Below are 14,641 nucleotides of genomic sequence, written 5' to 3'. Positions count from 1 at the left end.
GCTTCTTCTCAATCGCATCAATCTTGGCCTTATCGGCCGGATCTCGTCTCGCCACAGTAGTCATTCTGGTCCATCTCCTTATGCGGGCTAGGTACCCACACACAAACCATCAGACACTCTCTAGACGTGCTAATAGTCGCCCTATCCCTAGACGACGACCATCCACACCGCCACGAGGTGCACCACCGCGGCCGCGATGGTCGCGGTGTGGAAGTGCTCGTGGTAGCCGTAGTAGCGCGCATTGCGCCCTGGCCACTTAAAGCCATAGACCAGCGCGCCTAGCGAGTACACCACGCCGCCGGCAAAGAGCAGCCAGACCACAGCGGCTCCCGCCTGCGCCCACAGCGTGGGCAGAAGCGGCAGCACCAGCCACCCCAGTGCTAGGTAGACCACCACGTCCAACCAGCGCGGATGGCTAATCCACACCAGGTTCAAAATCGCGCCGAGAATCGCTCCTGCCCAGGCAACGCCTAGCATCCATGCCGCCTGTACCGGCGATAACACGATGAGGCACAGCGGCGTATACGTCGCCGCAATAAACACCGAGATGGTCGCGTGGTCCGCCCGCCGCCACCATTGCACAGCACGCGCGCTCGCCCACGGGTAGCGGTGGTAGAGCGCCGAGACGCCAAAGAGACCCACCAGCCCCACTCCATAAACAGTTACGCCAAGCCCCTGCCACCACTGCAGCGTCATCCACGCATAGGTAATGAGCACGGTGGAGGAAATCACCGACAGCAATGCTGCAATCGCATGTCCCCAGCCACGGCTCAGCGGCCTTGGCCCTCGATCGGCCATCCAATAAGTGCGCTGGACAAGGCCCAGCCCCGGCGCACTATCCGCATGGATCTGTGCCACGGCGGTACGTCCCTTCTGCTGCCTCACAACGGATAACTTACGATACCGTAAGTGTACGGGCACAGGCAGAGGCCTTCAAGGGACACCTCCTGGAAAAGCATCTCGTTTTCTTTCAGGTAAGAGGCCTAGCCATAAGTAAAGCCCAGCCGAAGCTGGGCATTTCGCGTATCCGCGTCATTGTGCGACGGGAGTGCGGAGCGGTTTACTCCACTACGGAGTTAGCACCCACGGCGTGGTCGAAGAGGTCCGGCAGAGTGGCGGACCAGGCGGAGACCAGCTGGGAGATGGCGACGGACTCGCCGCCGAGGGTAAGGGCGCCAGTTTCGGTGGTCTCGCCAACGATGGCGGCTGGGATGCCCAGCTCGCCGGCGCGGGCAAGGACCTGATCGGCGCGGTCGGCGGTGGTGGCCACGAGCACGCGGGAGGCGGACTCGGAGAAGGCGGCGACGAACTCGTCCTCGTGGACCGCGGTGAGGTCCAAGTTGAGGCCGAGGCCGGCGCCGTCGGCAGTCGCACCGGCGCGCTTAGCCATCTCAAAGGCGGTAACGGCAAGGCCACCCTCGGAGATATCGTGTGCCGCGGTGAGCAGCTCATTGCCGTGGAAGAACTCGGCCAGGCGCTTCTCGTTGGCCATGTCTACCTGCGGCGGCAGACCATTGAGGGAGGAAGCATCGGAGGTATCGGCGCTGACCTGCTGCCAGATGGAACCGCCGAACTCATCCTTGGTCTCACCCAGGGCGATAAGCACTTCCTTCTCCCCCACGGTGCCCAGCTCGTAGCCGATGGCCTTGTGTACGTCATCGATAACGCCCAGCACGCCTACCACAGGGGTGGGCAGGATCGGCTCTTCGCCGGTCTGGTTGTAGAAGGAGACGTTGCCGCCGGAGACGGGGATGGAAAGCTCCACGGCGGCGTCGGCAAGCCCATGCACAGACTCGCGGAACTGCCACATCACGTCGGGGTTTTCCGGGGAACCGTAGTTCAGGCAGTTGGTGATCGCCACGGGCTTGGCACCGGTGACGGCAACGTTGCGGTAGGCCTCCGCCAGCGCGAGGCGGGCGCCCATGTTCGGATCCAGCTTGGTGTAGCGGCCGGAAGCATCGGCGGACACGGCCACGCCGCGGCCGGTCTCCTCGTCGATGCGCAGGACGCCGGCGTCCGCATGGTGGGACTGGACGGTATTGCCGCGCACGTAGCGGTCGTACTGATTCATGATGAAATCGCGCGAGCACAGCGCCGGGGAGGACACGAGCTTCTGCAGGGACTCAACCAGGCCACGCTTGTCGGTGCCCTGGTACTTCTGCAGCTCGTCCTGCCACTCCGGGCGGGCATACGGGCGGTCATATTCCGGAGCCTCGTCCGCAATGGTGCCGGCCGGGGCATCCACAACGACCTCGCCTTGGTGGCGGATGACCAGGTGGTTGCCCTCGGTGACCTCGCCAATCTCGGCGCAGGTGACGTCCCAGTGCTCGCAGATTTCGCGGAACTTCGCCACGTTCTCCGGAGCTACAACGGCGCACATGCGCTCCTGGGACTCGGAGGCGAGGATCTCGGCCGCGGTCATATTCTGCGCGCGCAGCGGCACGTTATCGAGGTTGACCTCCATGCCGCCATCGCCGGAGGCTGCCAGCTCCGAGGTGGCGCAGGCCAGGCCCGCGCCGCCCAAGTCCTGAATGCCAACGACCACGCCGGCGTGGTAGAGGTCCAGGCAGCACTCGATGAGAACCTTCTCTGCGAAGGGATCGCCCACCTGCACGGCCGGCAGTTTGCGTTCGGCGCCGTCCTCGAAGGTATCGGAAGCCAGCACGGACACGCCACCGATGCCATCCAGACCGGTGCGGGAGCCGAAGAGCATGACCTTGTTGCCCTTGCCGGACGCAAAGGCCAGCTTCAGGTCATCAACCTTGAGGGTACCCACACACAGGGCGTTGACCAGCGGGTTACCGGCATAGGTCTCATCAAAGACGGTCTCGCCGCCAATATTGGGCAGGCCCAGGGAGTTGCCGTAGCCACCAATACCGGAAACAACGCCGGGCAGGACGCGCTTGGTATCGGGGGCGTCGGCAGGCCCAAAGCGCAGCTGGTCCATCACAGCAATCGGGCGAGCGCCCATGGCCATAATGTCGCGGACGATGCCGCCCACGCCGGTGGCCGCACCTTGGTAAGGCTCCACGTAGGAGGGGTGGTTGTGGGACTCCACGCGGAAGGTCACCGCATTGCTGTCTCCGATGTCTACCACGCCGGCGTTCTCACCGATGCCGGCGAGGATCTTCTCCCCCATCTCCTCGGTCATGGTCTCGCCAAAATAACGCAGGTGCGTCTTAGAGGACTTATAGGAGCAGTGCTCGGACCACATAACGGAGTACATGGTCAGCTCCGCATCGGTAGGGCGGCGGCCCAGGATATCGTGGATGCGCTGGTACTCGTCTTCCTTCAGGCCGAGCTCCGCGTAGGGCTGCTGCTCGTCCGGGGTGGACTGCGCCTTTTCTACGGTGTCATTATGAACGGTCATGAAAATGGCCTCCTTAAACCGCCGGCGCTTGGGCGACGGCCTTGATGGCGGATACGAAAAGTCCCAGTCCGTCGGTGGATGGGCCGGTTAGCGTGTCAATGGCGTGCTCGGGGTGCGGCATAAGGCCCACGATGCGGCCAGATTCATCGCTCACACCGGCAATGCCGTTGACGGAGCCGTTGTAATTATCGGTATAGCGGAAGACCACGCGGCCCTCGCCTTCGATGCGGGCAATGTCATCATCGCCGGCCTGGAAGCGGCCCTCACCGTGCTTGGCCGGCACCAAAATTTTCTGGCCCTGCTCAAACTCGCTGGTCCATGCGGTGGTGGAATTGGCCACCTCCAGGTAGGTATCGGTGCAGTGGAAGTGCAGGCCCTTATTGCGGGTCAGCGCGCCCGGCAGCAGGCCCGCCTCGGTCAAAATCTGGAAGCCATTGCAAATGCCAAGCACCGGCATGCCCTGCTTCGCACGGTCAATAACGGACTGCATTACCGGCGCAAGCGCGGAAATAGCGCCCGAGCGCAGGTAGTCACCATAAGAAAAACCGCCCGGCACTACGACCGCATCCACGCCGTGCAGATCGCTATCTGCGTGCCAGAGGCTTTTCACCTCTGCGCCGGCGGTGCGGGCTGCGCGAGCGGCATCCACATCATCCAGGGTTCCGGGGAAAGTGATTACTCCGATTGTGGCGGTCACTTACTTGACCTCCAGCCCAACAACCTCGTAGTCCTCGATGACGGTATTGGCCAGCAGCGTGGCGGCTACCTTCTCCAAGTCCTCTGCGGTGACGGAGTCATCGACTTCGAGCTCGAAGCGCTTTCCCTGGCGCACATCGCTGACACCGGATACCCCGATGCGACCCAGCGCGCGGACGACGGCTTGGCCCTGCGGATCCAGAATTTCCGCCTTGGGCATGACATTGACAACTACACGAGCCATGAAATATTTGCCTTACTGTATGGGGCTTTGGTCTGCGCGGCTTAGTTTAGTTGGCACCCCCGCCTTTTACCTAGACTCACCCCCGCCGTGTGGGTTTCACCCCGGTTGAGCAAACTCTACGTGAACCCCAAACGACGCTCTGGCAAACTTCGGCGTGCTTTCCAACCTTGCCCGGCGCGGCGCTCTACTAATAGACAACGCACACTGTCGCTCTCTTTTTAAGGTTGAATCTATGTCTTCTCGCCGCCTCGGCGCGCTGGCACTTGCCACCGCCTTGTCCTCCGCCGCCCTTGCCGTTCCTACCGCCACGGCTGCCACCGATGGCTCCGCCGCAGTCATCTCCGAGGTCTACGGGGGAGGCGGCAATAAGGGCGCTGCCTTCACCCATGACTTCATCGAGCTCTATAACCCCACCGATGCCCCGATTGACCTGACCGGCTACACCGTGGAGTACTTCTCCGCCTCCGGCAATACCGGCGGCAAGGTGGAGCTTTCCGGCACCATCGCCCCGCACGGCTACTTCCTAGTGCAGGGCGCGGCCGGCAATGGCGCGGGCGAGGCCCTGCCTACCCCAGACGCCGAGGGCAGCCTCAACATGTCCGGCTCCAAGGGCTCCGTGCAGCTTGCCGACGCCACCGGTACCCCCATCGATGCCATCGGCTACGGCGCCGCTTCCCTCAAGGAAGGCACCGCCGCCGCTGGACTGTCCAATGCCAAGTCCGCCTCCCGCGATGCCGAGGGCACCGATAGCGATGACAACGCCGCCGATTTCACCACCGGAGCGCCTACCCCGACCAACTCCGGTAACGAAGCCCCCGCCCCGCAGCCTGAGGAGCCGGCCGAGCCCGAGCAGCCTGCTCCCGAGGGCGTCACCGCCATCGCCGATATCCAGGGCACCGGCGCCGAATCCCCGCTCAAGGACCAGACCGTGGCCACCGAGGGCGTCGTCACCGGCGTGTGGTCCGAAGGCGGACTCAATGGCTTCACCATTCAGACCGGTGGTACTGGCGCCGAGGCCACCGACGCCTCCCAGGCCATCTTCGTCTATATGGGCGATAAGCCGGCGGATCAGTACCCTGCCCTAGAAGATTCCGTCGAGGTAACCGGCAAGGTCTCCGAGTTCTATGGCTCCACCCAGCTCACCGCCTCCACGGTCTCGCAGCTCGATACCCCGCTGGAGAAGGTCACCCCACTCAAGGTGGACCAGCTTCCCGAAGGCACCGAGGCCCGCGAGCCCTTCGAGCACATGCTCATCCAGCCCGGCGAGCACACCGTGACCAATAACTATTCGCTCAACCAGTACGGCGAGGTCGGCCTCGCCCCGGGCAAGGAAGCCCTCCGTCAGCCTTCCGATATCTTCTCCCCCTCCACGGATCCCAACTCCGATATTCAGAGGCTGACCAAGGACAACGCCGATAAGCTGGTCACCTTGGACGATGGCCGCACCCGCGACTATCTCAAGACCGACCAGAATACCCCGCTGCCCTATATCGCCCAGGATGATGCCCAGACCATCAAGTCCCTGCGCACCACCGATACCGTGTCCTTCCAGCACCCCGTCATCGTGGGCTTCTCTCATGAGCAGTGGCGCTTCCAGCCCACCACCCCGGTCACCGGCAACGCCGCGGGCGCAGACCTGCCCATCTCTTGGGAGGACTCCCGCGCGGCCGAACTCCACGCCATCGATGACGTCAAGGGCGAGTACACCATCGGCGCCTTCAACGTGCTGAACTACTTCACCTCCCTGGGTGAGGAATTCGGCGGCAGCGCCTACACCGACCGCGAGGGCAATAAGGTCACCGTCAACCGCGGTAAGACCCGCGGTGCCTATACCCTATCCGCGCTGGAAGACCAGGAGCGCAAGATTGTCGCCGCCATCAACGGCCTCGATGCCGATGTCATCGGCCTTTCCGAAATCGAAGATGGCTACGCCGTCACCGGTGACTTCGCCCAGCGCGATAAGGCACTCAAGCACCTGACGGAAAAGCTCAACGAGGCCGCCGGCTCCGATAAGTGGGGCTTTGTCCCCTCCCCTTCCCAAGACGCCGTACCAAGCTCCCCGGATGTCATCCGCACCGCGTTCATCTACCACAAGGATGTGGTCAAGCCCGTCGGCGAATCCCGCATCTTCCAAGACGATCGCTTCACCGGCACCGCCCGCGAGCCACTCGCCCAAGAATTCCAACCGCTGAAGGAGGGCGAGGAATCCTTCGTTGCCGTGGCCAACCACTTCAAGTCCAAGGGCTCGGTAGCCAAGGGCGACGCCGACTCCGGCGACGGCCAGGGCAATAACCCGAACGTTCGCAACGCACAGGCCCAGGCCGTGCTCGATGCGCTGAAGAAGCAAGAAGACTGGAAGGACAAGCCGCTTTTCGCCCTGGGTGATTTCAACACCTACACCCACGAGGCCGCGCTCGATGTCTTCCGCAACGATGGCTTCACCGTCCCCGCCGAAAAGTACGAGGCTGACCCCTCCTACCAGTTCTCCGGCCTGCTTGGCACCCTCGACCACGTGCTGGCCAATAAGGTTGCCACCGGCACGCTTGACGACGCCCAAGTGTGGAACATCAACGCCGACGAACCCGTCGCCTTTGAATACTCCCGCCGCAACTACAACATCGTGGACTTCTACGATGACTCCCCATTCCGCGCCTCCGACCACGACCCGGTCAAGGTCGGCTTCACCCTCGGCGAGGACGACTCCGCCGGCCAGCCAGACGATCCTGCAGACAATCCTGCAGACGAGCCTTCCGATGAGCCAGGTAAGCCAGAGGACAAGCCCTCCGATAACCCTTCTGAAAAGCCGGATAAGCCTGCCTCCGGCTCTAGCTCCAGCACCAGCTCCGTCAGTGCAGGCATCGCCGCCGCCATCGCCGCCATCGCCGGCCTCGTCGCCATCCCTGGTTTCCTCGCCGTGACCGGCAACCTCCACAAAGCCATCCCGGCCCCCATCTGGGTCATGCTGCCAAAGGAAGTGAAGAACTTCATCACTAGCCTGCAGCGCTAATCACCTTTGCCGGCCTATAGAAGTCCCTGCTCTTCCTATGTAGAGCAGGGACTTTCCATTCAGTTAGGCCTCAAAAGATGTATCCTGAATCTGCCCTATCCCCTACCCCGAGCGCTTCTCTGCGCTCCATGTGTCAAAGCAAATGATCCAGGAAGTAGCTTCTGATTTTCGGCGGAAGGCGGACGAGCTCCGCTACGTTCCCCAAGACTTTCTCCGCGTCCTCAAGAACAATTGGCTCGCGTTATTTGGCACCTTAGTTTTGGCCGTTGCACTGAACAGGATCCTTCTATGGGGCTCCGTAGCCCTGACATTTATCCATCCGATTCTCAGTACTCTGACCCTCCCTTTTGCCGCTCTCGCCATCATGTCTGGGGCAATTGTTGCCATATGGATCATCGAAAAGGATCTAGTCCACCTAAAATTCGCGGTACCCGAAGAAAATCGATTTAGATACCTCCTCCATTCCACCGGTGCGTTAATACTTCCATTTATCGCTATATACCTATCCACTGGTTGGTATGAGGATGACTTTATCGATCGCCGAATGCCGATCATCGAGCTGCGGGCAGGAAGCGCTGAATACTTCGACTCCCTCCAAGTCGACCCCAGCTATGACGAACGCTCAACTATTGTGGTGTTCTGCGCGGCCGTCATAGTGCGGATGCTTTTGAGGTGGTCGGGGCTGGGACGTAAGAATCTCGTGTGCGCATGGTTATTGGCCTACTGTGAAGTGTTGTGGGCATTTACCCTTACTACCTGGCTGAAAAACTTTGCTGCCGGTGAATACTCTTGGCCACAACAATTTCATTTCTGGGATTGGTGGGAATCCGGAAAAGACTTCTTCTCTGGCGTGGAACCACTGAAGGAAGGCATCGCTTTTCTATTTTCGACAGTCTTAGTGCTGCCCGTTTCGTGGATAATATTTGTCCAATTAGTCCTGCGTAAAAGCATTATTCTGGACGAGAACTCACCCTTTCCCCAAACACGGGACGAGTGGGCAATGGCCCCACAATTGGTATCCCGGCAAACGTTTACGTTCCTTCAGGCCACTCGTGAAACAGTACTTTTGTTGTTCTCAATAGGACCATTTGCAGTAGCGCTCCTCTGCTTCTACTTCAATCTATTTTGGGTTCCGGAAAACCTGTGGCGCTGGCTGTTAGATCTTATTTTCGGGCCAATTACTGCGCCTGGGCCGCGGTTTTACATCAAATATTCGCTGCTTCCGTTCGGAAAAGTCTTAGCACTTGCAGTCATCACCGTCCTCAGTTGCGTGACCGCAGACCGGTGCCAAGGGAGCATCATTAATCGGCTGCGCAAACCACAATGGACTTAGTTAACGGCAAACTCTGACTTGTCTCCGTCAACGTCTCCTGGCTTATTTACTTCAACGATGATCCGGTCGATTTCTAAATCTTCCGGCAGCGGAATGTACTCGGTAACGCTTCTGCGCGTATCTTGCTCTGAGGGAGAAGCCGGTCCGTCCTGCTCACGGTGATGTTTTGCCGAAAATTGTTGGTCGCGCAAAATTCCGCATGCGTCTTCTCTGTGTGTTGAGAAGAAGCTGCCACGAGGGACAAATGTCTTCGGAAGTTCAATTTCGCCTCCGTATTCCACAGCAGGAGCAGTAGTTCTTAACCGCCATTCTTGCTGATTCCGGTCATTAATATAGGAAACTTTGCACGAGAACTCTGACTGTACGGAAGCATCATTCCACGTAATTTCAGCGGCGAATACCCTGTATTTATTGCCATAGGTGTCCACCGCGTAAGACGTTTCCATAATTTCAGCCGACTTAACACCAATCTCGGGCTGACCACCTAACCCGCTTCCAAATTGAGGCCCTAAAGCCCACATTTCTCCAACCCGACCGTTCCAGTCCGCCTCACTGCTACCCCCGTTGCCGAAGAAGAAATAGAGCGGTAAGCCCGAAGACAAAAGTAGGGTTAGGCTTCCGAAAAACAACAATGCGAACCGCCTAATCAAGCAATACTCCCTCGTCAAACTCAGGAAGATGGATGGTCCTTCCCTGTGCTTCCTCTGCCAAGCTTGTCGCCTTTTCAGAATCAACCTGCAATGGAATTCGGATTTGTGGTTCAGCAAAGTTGAACTTCCCGTCCCAGCGGGTCAATGAGATCACAAGCTCCGCTCCTTCCAGCTGGTCCACAGGTATTTCAAAAATGGGGCGGCAAGAAACCACAACATAGCGGGTGTTGGGATTACAGTTTCCCGTGTGCGCTACAGAAAGAAATACATTGTCTTGCCTACTTAGCAAGGAATAGCTTGCTCTCCCCGTGTTTTCCAGAGTCAACTTCTGTGCAACCTCAATCTGCACGAAGATTCCCTCAGAGTGGGCATCTTCCAGATTCGAAAATGGTTGCATTCCCTTAACCTGGAATTCTCCAAATCCGTTTACCGCGACCTTTTCATTGAGCTCGCCTTTAATCTTTACTCGATGTTCGCTCACCCGCTCGACCCGAGAAAAATCCTGAAAATACGCACTACCCACCACTAGGCCAATGATGACAAGGCCCCACAGAATCTTGCGCAAAATAGGCGTATTCAGTTGCTTCATTAGAAATGCACCTTCGCCAGTGGTTTCCCTTGAAGCGTACTGTTTACGAAACCTCGATAGTTAGGGGTTGGCACAATATCGAATAGATAGAAACCATCATTTCCGGACTTCTCAATTTCATACTGGGCACTCATACTTGGCCCCAAAATGCTGCCGCCCCGACGACTCCCTGCCCGAAACACACTGAACTTTTCCCCGCTCTGCTTAGAAAATCGCCCCTCCGGGTTTGTGCCCAGCACCTCACGAGGATAAAACGCCCTATCCAGATGATTCGTAATTTTCACCTTTATAACAGTCAGTTCCTTGGGCTCTATGATTTGCTGGCGCGTACCCACTCCCTCAAAGGAAAAAGTTAGTCCTTCTCCCTCGATAACGGGGTCATCACTCAAGTCGTAGGTAGGGATATCTCCTCCCTCGCGAGGCTTGAATCCGCCGGCAATCGCAGTTAATGCGAGCAGAATGATGCAGAGGCTCACAAGCAGCACACGGGGTCGAGATAGTAAGGGAGAGAGATACACCCTTCAAAGTGTAAATGCATTTTGTCTGCATTTCTCAACTTCGCAATGCATGAGACAGCCTGCCACTAGCAGATACTGCTTCGCACTGGTGCAGCTGAGATCAGCAATTTCACGATTTTCGTCCATATAAACCACCGCTTTCGTCGACGGAAATGGACTTTTATATGGACGAAACTCGCGAAGCTGGGCTTAGGCAGCAAAAATCCCTCGTCAGATGCTCCGCGGAGCCTCTGGCGAGGGAATGTCCGGACTATTTCGGAAGGTATGCGCCGTAATCGGCAGGGGTCGCGCCGGCGTTGATGGCCCGGTCGGCGGCTTTGACGAAGTCATTGATAACTTTGCGGTCATCCAGGTTGCGGCCGGAAACCGAAAGGCGGACCGTATTACCACGCTGGGCAGAGCGCTCAGCAGCGCGAATAATGTTCTTGCGCCACCACTTGGCGGAACCAAAGCCTTCACCGAAGGACAGGTTGCGGGCCTGGTGGAACTTACCGGAATTAATCTGGAGGATGCCGCGGGTGGAAGCGGCTACCTCAAACTTGAACTGCGGTAAAACCTGCAAGGTACCGGGCGACATGCGCCAGCGAGGGGGAGCAAAGATGGTGGGCTCGAAGCCGATCTTGGCCATCTGGCGGGTAGCTCCGGCGAGGCGCAGCTTCGCCTCGTGTGAATCGAGGTTGGCGAATTCCGCGCGGCGGCCCTGCACTGAACGATCGAAACCGTTCAGGATAAGAACGCGGCCGGCATCGGCTTGGTCTTGAAGCCACTTTTTGGTGTCTTTGTCTTTGGCGAGGTGCCAGTTGCCGTCGATATGCGGGGCAATCAGCAGGGAAACAGGAATCTCCTCTCGATCAAGGATCGAGAGGAGCCGGCTAGCCTGCTTCCGTGTGTCATCAAAGATGCTGGAGATAGATACCAGAAGGTGGCCATTCATAAGGAAAATTATCGCACAGGAATTCAGGATTCGCGCGTTGGCCCCCTATCCGGGTTTTACTTCTCCAAGCCAGTGGCCTTGTTGATGGTCCACGCGTACTCGAAGGCATTCTGGCGCCACTTTTCATAGCGCCCGGACACGCCGCCATGGCCTGCGGCCATTTCGGTCTTGAGCAAGAACTCGCCGCCGGTGGCCGTCGTTCGCAGCTGGGCGATCCACTTGGCCGGCTCAACGTAGAGTACGCGAGTGTCATTGAGCGAGGTGATAGCCAGAATGTCCGGGTAGTCCTTAGCCTCGATATTTTCATACGGCGAGTAGGACTTCATGTAGTCATAGACCTCTGGATCGTGGTACGGGTCGCCCCACTCTTCCCATTCAGGGACCGTGAGTGGCAGCTCCGGCATGAGGATGGAGGTCAGCGGATCCACGAACGGCACGACGGCCTGGATGGCGGTGAAGCGATCCGGGGCCATATTGGCAATCGCGCCCATGAGCATGCCGCCGGCAGAGCCGCCCTCGGCCACCATCTGATCCGCGGTGGTCACGCCGCGGGCGATGAGGTCATCGGCGACATCGATGAAATCGGTGAAGGTGTTCTTCTTCTTGAGCATCTTGCCGTCGTCGTACCAGGTGCGGCCCATCTCGCCGCCACCGCGGACATGGGCCACGGCGAAGATCATGCCGCGATCCATGAGGGACAGGCGGGTAACGGAGAAAGCCGGATCCACGCTGACCTCATAGGAACCGTAGCCGTAGAGCAGGGTCGGATTCGGCTGGGTGCGGTCGAGATCCGCGCGGTGGACAATGGAGACGGGGATTTCGGTGCCGTCGGCAGCCGTGGTCCACAGGCGGTAGGCCACGTAGTCATCCGGGTTATAACCGCCGGGAACCTCCTGCTCCTTGAGCAGGGTAAATTCGCCGGTATCCACGCGGTAATCAAAGAGCTGGGAGGGCTGGGTGAAAGACACGTAGCTCACGCGCAGCACCGGTGCGTCCCACTCGGGGTTACCGGATACAGACACGGTGAAGAGTTCTTCGTCGAAGTTGAGCTCTTCGAATTCGCTAAAGCCGTCGTTCACACGCATGATGGCGGCGCGGCCGATGCCGCCGCGGCGGTAGCCCACCACAATCTGATCGCGGTAGGTGTCCACGCCCTCGATGCGGGTGGTTTCCTCGTGCGGCAGAAGCGTCGGCAGCTCGCGTAGGGCGGGCAGCTCATCCTTGGCCTTGGTATAGCCGACCTCGAAATTGGGGCCGGTGGCGTTGTGGGTGACGATCCAGTAATCCTCGCCCTTAACGACGGCGTGGTCGACGTCGTAGTCCACGCCGGATTCGCGCTCCCACAGCAGGCGGAATTCACCCTCGGGGTTGTCTTCTTCGAGGACCCACACCTCAGAGGTCACCTTGGAGCTCACGCCAAGGAAGAGGTATTTATCGGAGCGAGCGCTGCCGATGCCGACGTTGAAGTGTTCGTCTTCTTCCTTGAACACCTGCACGTCTTCGGACTGCGCGGTGCCGACCTTGTGGCGCCAGATGGCGTCAGGGCGCCATGCCTCGTCGACGGTCGTGTAAAAGATATAGCCGTCGCCGGCCCAGGTGGCGCCGTAGAAGATGCCCTTGAGGTGGTCGTCGAGAAGCGCGCCGCTTTCCAAGTCCTTGATGTAGAGCTCGAAGCGCTCGTCGCCGGCGAAGTCCACGGAATAGGCCAGGTAGCGGCCGGAATCAGAGATGGAGGCGGCGCCGAGGGCGAAAAAGTCCTTGCCCTCCGCCAGCGCGTTGGCGTCGAGGATAATCTCCTCACCTGCCGGGGTGCCTTCCTCTGGGATAACCGGGGCAGTCCATGGGTCAGCCCCCTCCTCTACTGGGAGGCGGCAGGAGTAGCCGTAGCTCTTGCCCTCCTCGGTGCGGCCGTAATACCAGTAATCGCCGCGGCGAGAAGGCACGGACATATCGGTTTGCTTGATGCGGGACTTAATCTCCTGGAAGATATTTTCCGTCATCTCATCCAAGTGCGCGGTCTTCGCCTTGGTGTAATCATTTTCTGCGTTGAGGTAATCCAGGGTTTCCTGGGATTCCTTATCGCGCAGCCACTCGTAGTTATCCACGAACTCGCGTCCGTGGAAGGAACGGGTCACGGGGTGGACGGCGGCCACGGGGGCGGAAAGATTCTCGTTGCTCATGCCGCCCCACTGTACGCGTGGCGCCCCGTAGAGCGAGAGCTAGGCCTCGGGCGAGAGGAAGTCCGCAAAGCGCTCGCCGGAAAGCCGCTCATAGGCCTCGATGTAGCGCAGGCGGGTAGCGGAAACGACGTCGTCGGGAAGCTGGGGCGGAGTGCCGTCAGCGGCTTGATCCCATCCGGAGGCGTCGGAAGTCAGCCAATTGCGCACGTATTGCTTGTCGAAGGACGGCTGGACCTCGCCCTCCACGTAGGAATCGGCCGGCCAGTAGCGGGAGGAATCTGGGGTAAGGACCTCATCGGCCAGCACGAGGGTGCCGTCTTGGTCTAGGCCGAACTCGAACTTGGTATCGGCGAGGATAATGCCCTTCTCCTCCGCGAGCGCGGCGGCCTCGGAGTAAATGCGGAGGGTGGCCGCGCGCAGCTCCTCGGCGCGCTCGGCGCCCAGCTTGTCCACCACGTAGTCGAAGGAGACGTTCTCATCGTGCTCGCCCTGTTCTGCCTTGGTGGCCGGGGTGAAGATGGGCTCGGGCAGGCGGGAAGCCTCAACCAGGCCCTCCGGCAGCTCGATACCGCACACGGTGCCGTTGGCCTTGTACTCCTTCAGGCCGGAACCGGTGAGGAAGCCGCGGGCCACGCACTCGAAGGGCAGCATATCCAGTTTCTTGACCACCATCGCGCGGCCGAGGCACTCGGCGGGGATGCGCTCATCATCGAGCGGGCCGGCCAGGTGGTTGGGGAAATCGATGGAGTCGAAGAAGAACTTCGAGGTTGCGGTCAGCACGCGGCCCTTGTCCGGGATGGCCGGTTCGAGGGCGTGATCGTAGGCCGAGATGCGGTCCGAGACCACCATCAACAGGGTGTTCTCGTCTACATCGTAGATATCGCGGACCTTGCCGGAGGCAAGATGGTTATAAGAAGAAAGCTCAGGTCGCATGACCTTTATTCTAGCGCCCAGGGGTAGCGAGCACGTTTCGATCAAATAAGCCCCGAAATCCGCGTGTGAACTGCTCCCCATTAGTTGGACTGAGAAATCAGTTTCCGATTAGTGGGGAGTAGTTTTCATTGAGAGCTCGAAGTTTGGTGAGTGAGCATCAGCGGGAGCAGTTGGTTGAACTATTTGA

Annotated in this window: 12 protein-coding genes; 2 read left to right on the top strand and 10 right to left on the bottom strand. The window is 59.5% G+C overall.

Going from position 1 to position 14,641, the window contains the following annotated elements; all coding sequences use genetic code 11:
• Positions 1-147 precede the first annotated feature (147 nt).
• The 4 genes from MHY08_RS11295 to purS form a co-directional block, all read right to left on the bottom strand.
• Positions 148-798, bottom strand: coding sequence for a hemolysin III family protein (locus MHY08_RS11295; RefSeq protein WP_239236718.1), 651 nt, complete (start codon positions 796-798; stop codon positions 148-150).
• A 262-nt stretch (positions 799-1,060) separates the two neighbouring features.
• Complete coding sequence (gene purL / locus MHY08_RS11290) at positions 1,061-3,370, bottom strand: phosphoribosylformylglycinamidine synthase subunit PurL (protein WP_239236716.1); 2,310 nt, start codon at positions 3,368-3,370, stop codon at positions 1,061-1,063.
• Positions 3,371-3,383: 13 nt separating this feature from the next.
• Positions 3,384-4,067 carry a phosphoribosylformylglycinamidine synthase subunit PurQ gene (gene purQ / locus MHY08_RS11285; protein WP_239236715.1) on the bottom strand — a complete coding sequence of 228 codons (684 nt, stop codon included), beginning with the start codon at positions 4,065-4,067 and terminating at the stop codon, positions 3,384-3,386.
• Positions 4,068-4,310: a phosphoribosylformylglycinamidine synthase subunit PurS gene (purS, locus tag MHY08_RS11280; protein WP_150850979.1), complete on the bottom strand. Its 243-nt coding sequence runs from the start codon at positions 4,308-4,310 to the stop codon at positions 4,068-4,070.
• A gap of 232 nt (positions 4,311-4,542) precedes the next feature.
• Between purS and MHY08_RS11275 the strand changes: the two genes are divergently transcribed.
• Both MHY08_RS11275 and MHY08_RS11270 read left to right on the top strand, forming a co-directional pair.
• The gene (locus MHY08_RS11275; protein ID WP_239236714.1) at positions 4,543-7,317 is read left to right on the top strand and encodes an ExeM/NucH family extracellular endonuclease; all 2,775 of its coding nucleotides are present in this window, start codon (positions 4,543-4,545) and stop codon (positions 7,315-7,317) included.
• 142 nt (positions 7,318-7,459) lie between these two features.
• Positions 7,460-8,650, top strand: coding sequence for a hypothetical protein (locus MHY08_RS11270; RefSeq protein ID WP_204611011.1), 1,191 nt, complete (start codon positions 7,460-7,462; stop codon positions 8,648-8,650).
• Here the strand turns inward: MHY08_RS11270 and MHY08_RS11265 are convergent.
• The 6 genes from MHY08_RS11265 to MHY08_RS11240 form a co-directional block, all read right to left on the bottom strand.
• On the bottom strand, positions 8,647-9,282 hold the full coding sequence (locus tag MHY08_RS11265) for a hypothetical protein (protein WP_204611009.1): 636 nt from the start codon (positions 9,280-9,282) through the stop codon (positions 8,647-8,649). The two genes, MHY08_RS11270 and MHY08_RS11265, sit on opposite strands and share 4 nt — an antisense overlap.
• A gap of 10 nt (positions 9,283-9,292) precedes the next feature.
• Positions 9,293-9,889 (bottom strand): hypothetical protein, encoded by a 597-nt coding sequence (locus MHY08_RS11260; RefSeq protein WP_150850749.1) that lies wholly within the window; start codon positions 9,887-9,889, stop codon positions 9,293-9,295.
• Complete coding sequence (locus tag MHY08_RS11255; protein WP_204611007.1) at positions 9,889-10,374, bottom strand: hypothetical protein; 486 nt, start codon at positions 10,372-10,374, stop codon at positions 9,889-9,891. The genes MHY08_RS11260 and MHY08_RS11255 overlap by 1 nt, the downstream gene beginning before the upstream one ends.
• Before the next feature lie 283 nt (positions 10,375-10,657).
• Positions 10,658-11,341, bottom strand: coding sequence for a DUF2334 domain-containing protein (locus MHY08_RS11250; protein WP_005325788.1), 684 nt, complete (start codon positions 11,339-11,341; stop codon positions 10,658-10,660).
• Between the two features lie 56 nt (positions 11,342-11,397).
• Positions 11,398-13,521 (bottom strand): S9 family peptidase, encoded by a 2,124-nt coding sequence (locus MHY08_RS11245; protein ID WP_204611003.1) that lies wholly within the window; start codon positions 13,519-13,521, stop codon positions 11,398-11,400.
• Positions 13,522-13,560: 39 nt separating this feature from the next.
• On the bottom strand, positions 13,561-14,454 hold the full coding sequence (locus MHY08_RS11240) for a phosphoribosylaminoimidazolesuccinocarboxamide synthase (protein WP_204611002.1): 894 nt from the start codon (positions 14,452-14,454) through the stop codon (positions 13,561-13,563).
• Between the last annotated feature and the right edge of the window lie 187 nt (positions 14,455-14,641).

It is taken from the genome of Corynebacterium sp. ACRPJ (assembly GCF_022347345.1).
GTDB lineage: Bacteria > Actinomycetota > Actinomycetes > Mycobacteriales > Mycobacteriaceae > Corynebacterium > Corynebacterium tuberculostearicum_D.
Note: the sequence above shows the minus strand (reverse complement) of the source record. Positions and strands in the feature narration are given on the sequence as shown.